Origin of the sequence: Gluconacetobacter sp., assembly GCF_047721585.1 — a bacterium.
GTDB lineage: Bacteria > Pseudomonadota > Alphaproteobacteria > Acetobacterales > Acetobacteraceae > Gluconacetobacter > Gluconacetobacter dulcium.
In genome coordinates, this window is the sequence record NZ_JBDNXE010000175.1 from 1 (window position 1) to 6,103 (window position 6,103).

Sequence of the window (6,103 nt, forward strand, 5' to 3'; positions counted from 1 at the left end):
GGGAAGGGGGGCTGCGGTCGCGAAGGGGGCGGCGACGTGGGACAGCAGCACCAGGAGCGGCAGCGCCAGCACGCTGCCGGTCAGGCCGCCGATGAAGGCCAGCAGGGCCGTCCGGCGGGCGAAGCGCCCGGCGATGTAGCCGTCGGTGGCGCCCATGGCGTGGATCAGTTCGATCGGCATGCGGCGCGCCGCCAGCCCGGCGCGGGTGGTGGCCATGATCAGCACCACCGCGATTCCGGCCACGATCGCCACCGCCAGCAGCGCGCAGCTATGCAGACTGTCGGCCAGTCGGCCCAGCCGCGCGCCCCATTCGGCGTTGCGCTCGACCAGCGTGCCGGGGGCGATGGCCGCCAGCCGCCGGGCCAGCGCGCCGGCGTCTTCGATGGGGCCGGTGGCCAGATGCAGTTCGATGATCGCGGGCAGGGTGAGGGCGAAATCGTTGTCGCGGCCCAGCCAGGGGGCCAGCAGGGCGTCCAGTTCCGCCTTGTCCAGCCGGTGGACGCGCGCGGCGCCGGGGGTGTCGGCGAGGGCGGCCAGCACGGCGTCGGAGCGGGTCAGCGGAGTGGTGGGGGTTTTTGCCGCTGCCGGTGCGTCGGGATCGGGGACCTGGACGGTCAGCATTGATGCGGCGCCGCTGGACCAGCGGGCGGAGAGAATCTGTGCGCCCGTGGCGCCGGCCAGCGCCAGGGCCGCCAGCACGGCCATGGCCGCCACCAGCAGGGGCAGCAGCCGGTCGGGCAGGGCGCGGCGCAGGGCCAGCCCGTCGGCGCGCCGGGCCTGGTTCCAGCGGGTGAAAAAGCCGGTCTGGTGTGTGCGTTCAGCCATCGCGCACCAGCCTGCCCTGGGCCAGTTCCAGCTCATGGGCCGGGTAGCGGCGGATCAGGGACTCGTTATGGGTGGCGACCAGGATCGTGGTGCCCAGGCCGGACAGGTCGCGGAACAGTTCCATCAGCCGGTTGGCCTGGAGTTCGTCCAACGCGTTGGTGGGTTCGTCGGCCAGCATCAGGGCCGGGCGGTGGATCACGGCGCGGGCGATGGCCACGCGCTGCTGTTCGCCGCCGGAAAGCTGGGGCGGCAGGGCGGTGGCGCGGGACGCGAGGCCGACCCAGTCGAGGATGGCGTGGACTTCGTCGCGCACTTCGTCTTCCGGCCGGCGTTGCAGGCGCAGGGGGAGGGCGATGTTGTCGAAGACCGGCAGGTCGGGCAGGAGGCGGAAATCCTGATGCACGATGCCGATGCGCCGTCGCAGCCGGGCCAGCGCGGCGCGGCTGGCATGGCCGATATTGCTGCCCAGGATTTCCAGCGTGCCGGCGGTCGGGCGCGCGCCCAGGGCCAGCAGGCGCAGCAGGCTGGATTTGCCGGCCCCCGACGGGCCGAGCAGCCAGCGGAAACCGCCCTGCGGCACCGCGAAGGAGATCTGGCGCAGGGCGATCGGCGCCGAGGCGCCGGAGGCGCCTGGGGCATCGTAGCGGAAACCGACGTCGCGGAGCCGGATCACGGGAGAGGGGCGGGCAGGATCGGCGTCACATCTCGCGCGCCGCGACGGCGGCGAGCGTGGCGCAGAGGGCGGCCGCCGCCATCATCAGCAGCCCGTCGGTGACCAGCGAAGCGGCCGTGACGATATGCGACCCGATGACGATCTGGTGCGGGATGGTGCCGGCGACGTGGGTGACGATGTCGCGCGTCTGCGGGTCGGCGGCGGCGGCGCTGGTGCCGATGGCGCCGACGATATGCGGGAGCGCGCTCCAGCCCACGCCCAGGATCAGCACCAGCGGGGCCAGGAGTTCCGTGACCTGCTGGACGAAATAGAAAAGCCCGTAGAAGACGGCGCAGATCGCTACACGCGCGATGCGGGCGATGGGGAAGCGCGACGGTCCTTCCGCGCGGGGCGGGAGGAACCGGTCGGTGGCGCGGTCCGAATTGAAACTGTCCATGACGGTCGGATCTCCGGCGGCGGCTGCGGCGCGCCCGATCTGCCGGGAACGCATCCCTGCCGGAGGTAGCCGTCACTTGTATTAAATGCAATCTTCGGGGAGAAAAGGAGGCAGGAAACGCGCCGGAAAGGCATTGCCGGACCGGCTCGGATGGAAGGCAGCAAAGCCCCCGTGTCAGTGGCCGTCGTCATCTTCCGTCTTGTGGATACGTGCTATGGCCTGCCCGCGCCCGCGGTGCGGGAATGCATGTCCATGCCGGCGCTTGTCCGCCCTGCCGGGACCCCCGCGCCGGTGCTGGGATTTTTTCGCCTGGGTGCCGAACGGGTGGTGGCGATCGACCTTGCGGCGTTGCTCGGCCTGCGGAGCTGGAGCGTGCCGGAGGTTGACGCGATGCTGTATCGGCCGCTGCTGCTCTGCGGCCCGGCCGATGGGGTGAGGGTGGCCTTCATGGTCGATAGCGTGCTGGATGTGCGGCAGATGGCGGGGGCCGTGACGGCGTTGCCCGCCGAGGGCGTGCCGGCCGGCGGCTGGCTGACGGGGGAGGTCGAACTGGCCGGAGGAATGACCGCCTTGCTGATGGACCCGGACCGGCTGCTGATGGAGCGCGAGCGGCGGCGGATCGAGTCCCTGGCGCTGGACGCGGCAGTGCGCGACGCCCTGTGGGAGCGTGCGGATGGCTGACCGGCAGCGTGCCCTCGAACGGCTGGCCACCCGGATCGTCGCGCGGACCGGGCTGCATTATTACGCCGACAAGATGGACCTGCTGGAAATGGTGCTGCGGCGGCGCATGGAGGCGTGCGGCTGCGTCGAGCCGATGGATTACCTGTCGCGGCTTTCGGACGATGCGGCGGGCGAGGCCGAGTGGCGGGCGCTGGAATCGGCCGTGACGATCGGCGAGACGTTCTTCTTCCGCTATGCCGAGCAGTTCCATGCGCTGGAACGCACCATTCTGCCCGATTTGATCGCCCGGCTGCGCCCGGTGCGCACGATCCGGATCTGGAGCGTGGGCTGTTCCAACGGTGCCGAGCCGTATTCGCTGGCCATCCTGATGCGGCGCCTGCTGCGGACGCGGGGCGAGCAGGACTGGACCGTCGAGATCCTGGGTACCGATATCAGCGAACAGGCGCTGGAGCGGGCGCGTGCCGCCGAATATGGCGCGTGGTCGCTGCGCGATGTCGGTGTCTCGGAACGGCGGCAATGGTTTCGCCCCGCCGCGTGCGGGCGGCACTGGGTTCTACGCGACGTGTTTCGCCGGATGGTGCGCTTTGAATACGGAAACATCATGGACCTGCCTTCAGGCGGGGGGCCGGCGGGGCCGTTCGACCTGATCCTCTGCCGCAACGTGCTGCTTTATTTCGAGGAGACGCAGGCGCTGGACCTGATGCGGGCGCTGGCGGGCCGGCTGTCGCCGCCGGGGTGGCTGCTGCTGGGCCATTCGGACCCGATCGGCGAGTGCGGCGGCGTTCTGGAAACGGTGACGTTTAGCGGCACGGTGGCGTTTCGGGTGGCGGGATCTCGCCAGGGGCCGGCCGCGCCGCGCCGCTGCGTGCTCTCCCGCTCGCCCGATCCACGGCCTGGCGTGCCGGTGCCGCGCCCCCCGGCGCGGGAGCCTGCGCGCGATATCGTTGCCCGCGCGGATGCGGGACTGGCGCGGGCGGAGGTGCGGGCGCTGGCCGATCGCGGGGCGGTGGCCGAGGCGCGGGCCTGCTGCGGCGCGGCGCTGGCGCTGCATCCGCTGGATGCGGGGCTGCATTTTCTCTCCGCCGTGCTGGCGGAGGATGCCGGGGCCGCCGGGGAGGAGTTCCGGCGCACGCTTTACCTGGATCGCGCGCACATCATGGCGCATGTCCATCTCGCCCGGCTGCTGCGGGATGCCGGGCAGGTGGACGAGGCCGAACGGATGATGCGGCAGGCGCGTGCCCTGCTGCACCGTCTGCCGCCCGACGCGCCGGTCCCCGATGGGGATGGCCTGACGGTTGCCGGGTTGCTGCGGCTGGTTGGCAGGGATGGCGACGACATGGCTGAGGCCGCGCCGTTGCTGCTGGCGCGGAGCGTGTTCTGAACGGTCGCGGCTTCATGCCCGCGCCGAATGCGGCAGGCGAGGGTGCGGCTGGGGGCGCGGAGGGCTATGCCCGCCGGGTGATGGCGGAGCGGGCGCGGCTGCTGGCCGCGCGCGGGCAGGCGCCGAGGGACGATGCGGGGCGGCGCGCGGCGGTGATCCTGGATGTGGGCGGGCAGGGCCATGCCATCGACCTGCATCATGTGCTGCGCATGACCGAACCGGCCTGGAGCGCCATGCCCAGGCGCCCCGACTGCCCGGCGGCGGTGCGGGGTGTGTTTGGCCATGTCGGCCATCTGTATACAGTGATGGATCTGTCGGTTCTGCTGGGCGGGGCGCCGATGGATCATGCGGGGGCGATGGCGTTGCTGCGCCCGGTGGCCGGCCTGCCGGTGGCGCGGATCGCGCTGCTGGCCGGGCGGACGCTGGGCGTGGACGATGTTGTGGATGCGCCTGCCGCCGTTTCCGTGCCCGGTCACCCGATGGCGGCCCTGCCGGACGGGCGGCTGGTTGCGGTACTCGATCCTGCCCGCCTGTTTGCCGCGCGTTCATTCGGAGTCTGACCTGTCGTGACAATCGCCAATCGTCTTCTGTTCGGGTTTCTGGTCGGCGTGATGCTGATGGTGTCGATCGGCGTCTATGCGCTGGGGCAGATCCGCAATGTCCGCGACGAGATGACGGTGATCGTGACCCGCGACCTGCTGGTCTATCGGCACCTGAACCATCTGCGGGTGCTGGAGAACGATCTGGTCGCGCGGCGGCTGTCGATCCTGTCGCATTATTACGCGCGGGATTACCAGAAGGAGCCGGCGAAGCTGGATGCCGCGATCGCGGACTGGACCGGGATCGACCGGCAGGCCGAGGACACGCTGGTGCAGGCGCTGGCCGCCGCCAGCCAGGCGGACGACGAGGCGCGGATCGACGCGCGGCGCGCCATGTTCGCCACCATTTCGACCCGCCTGCGCGAGGCGCTGGACCAGGCGCGGCAGAATGCCGAGGCGGTGTCGGACCTGTTCGCGGCGATCCGGCAGGGCGACGATGGCGCGGTGCGCCAGCAATCGGCGCGTTCGGACACGCGCGACCAGACCATCGACCGGCTGATCTCCGAGGCCGGAACCACGCTGGATGGCGGGGTGCAGGCCGGGGAGACGCAGAGCAGCGCGCTGTATGAATTCAGCCGCCGGTCGCTGATCCTGGGGCTGACGGTGGCGGTGATCGTGGCGCTGATCGTGACCTTCTGGACCCGGCGCTCGATCCTGGCCCCGCTGGCGGCGCTGATGCGGGTGATGGAACTGGTGGGGCAGGGGGACCTGTCCACCCATGTGGCGGGCGGCGGGTCCGGCGGGGGACGGGACGAGTTCGAACGGCTGGCCAGCGGCCTGAACCGGATGATCGACGGCCTGCGCGAGATCGCGCAGCAGAGCCGCGACGCCACGCGCAACCTCGACGCGGCGGTGGCCGATATCCGCGCCTCCGCCCAGCAGCAGGCGGCGAGCGTGGAGGAACAGTTCGCGGCGGTGCAGGAGACGGCGGCGACGGTGGACCAGATCACCCATTCCGGCGCGCAGATCAGCAAGCGGGCACGGGAGGTGATCTCGTCGGCCGAGACCATCGTCCATAGTTCGGCCAGCGGGCTGGAGGCGGTGGAGGAGACCGCGCGGGCCATGGAGCGCACGCAGGAGGGCGCCGAGGCCGTGGCGTCGAACATCGTCGCGCTGTCGGAGCGGACGGACGCGATCAGCGAGATCATCACCGCCGTCAACGATCTTTCGGAACGCTCGCACCTGCTGGCGCTGAATGCGGCCATCGAGGCCGCTGCCGCGGGCGAGCACGGGCGGTCGTTCGCCGTGGTGGCGGCCGAGATGAAGATCCTGGCCGACCAGTCGCGCGATGCCACCCAGCATGTCCGTTCGATCCTGGGGGACATCCAGCGCGGCATCAACACCTCGGTGATGCTGACGGAAGAGGCGGTGAAGCGTGTTTCCGCCGGCAAGGAGCGGACGGATATCGCTTATCGCACCATCGAACGGATGACCGGCGGCATCGAGGAAGGGGTGAATGCCTTCCAGCAGATCGTGGCCTCGACCAACCAGCAGCAGATCGGCATCGA

At 70.9% G+C, this 6,103-nt stretch carries 7 protein-coding genes; 4 read left to right on the forward strand and 3 right to left on the reverse strand.

The features are described from left to right. The 3 genes from ABF821_RS19325 to ABF821_RS19335 all read right to left on the reverse strand — a co-directional run. A partial coding sequence (locus ABF821_RS19325) for a cell division protein FtsX (RefSeq protein ID WP_415531253.1) occupies positions 1 to 825 on the reverse strand: 825 nt, incomplete at its 3' end. Further along, a complete protein-coding gene (locus ABF821_RS19330; protein ID WP_182972183.1) occupies positions 818 to 1,498 on the reverse strand; it encodes a cell division ATP-binding protein FtsE in 681 nt (226 codons plus the stop codon). The genes ABF821_RS19325 and ABF821_RS19330, both read right to left, overlap by 8 nt. 25 nt (positions 1,499 to 1,523) lie before the next feature. Further along, the gene (locus ABF821_RS19335; protein WP_182972182.1) at positions 1,524 to 1,934 is read right to left on the reverse strand and encodes a hypothetical protein; all 411 of its coding nucleotides are present in this window, start codon (positions 1,932 to 1,934) and stop codon (positions 1,524 to 1,526) included. Positions 1,935 to 2,084: 150 nt separating this feature from the next. On the opposite strand from ABF821_RS19335, the gene ABF821_RS19340 reads away from it, so the two are divergent. The 4 genes from ABF821_RS19340 to ABF821_RS19355 form a co-directional block, all read left to right on the forward strand. Continuing rightward, positions 2,085 to 2,615: a chemotaxis protein CheW gene (locus ABF821_RS19340; RefSeq protein ID WP_415531254.1), complete on the forward strand. Its 531-nt coding sequence runs from the start codon at positions 2,085 to 2,087 to the stop codon at positions 2,613 to 2,615. Then, positions 2,608 to 3,996, forward strand: coding sequence for a CheR family methyltransferase (locus tag ABF821_RS19345; protein ID WP_415531255.1), 1,389 nt, complete (start codon positions 2,608 to 2,610; stop codon positions 3,994 to 3,996). The genes ABF821_RS19340 and ABF821_RS19345 overlap by 8 nt, the downstream gene beginning before the upstream one ends. Positions 3,997 to 4,010: 14 nt before the next feature. After that, on the forward strand, positions 4,011 to 4,556 hold the full coding sequence (locus tag ABF821_RS19350) for a chemotaxis protein CheW (RefSeq protein ID WP_415531256.1): 546 nt from the start codon (positions 4,011 to 4,013) through the stop codon (positions 4,554 to 4,556). 6 nt (positions 4,557 to 4,562) lie between these two features. Further along, a partial coding sequence (locus tag ABF821_RS19355) for a methyl-accepting chemotaxis protein (protein ID WP_415531257.1) occupies positions 4,563 to 6,103 on the forward strand: 1,541 nt, incomplete at its 3' end.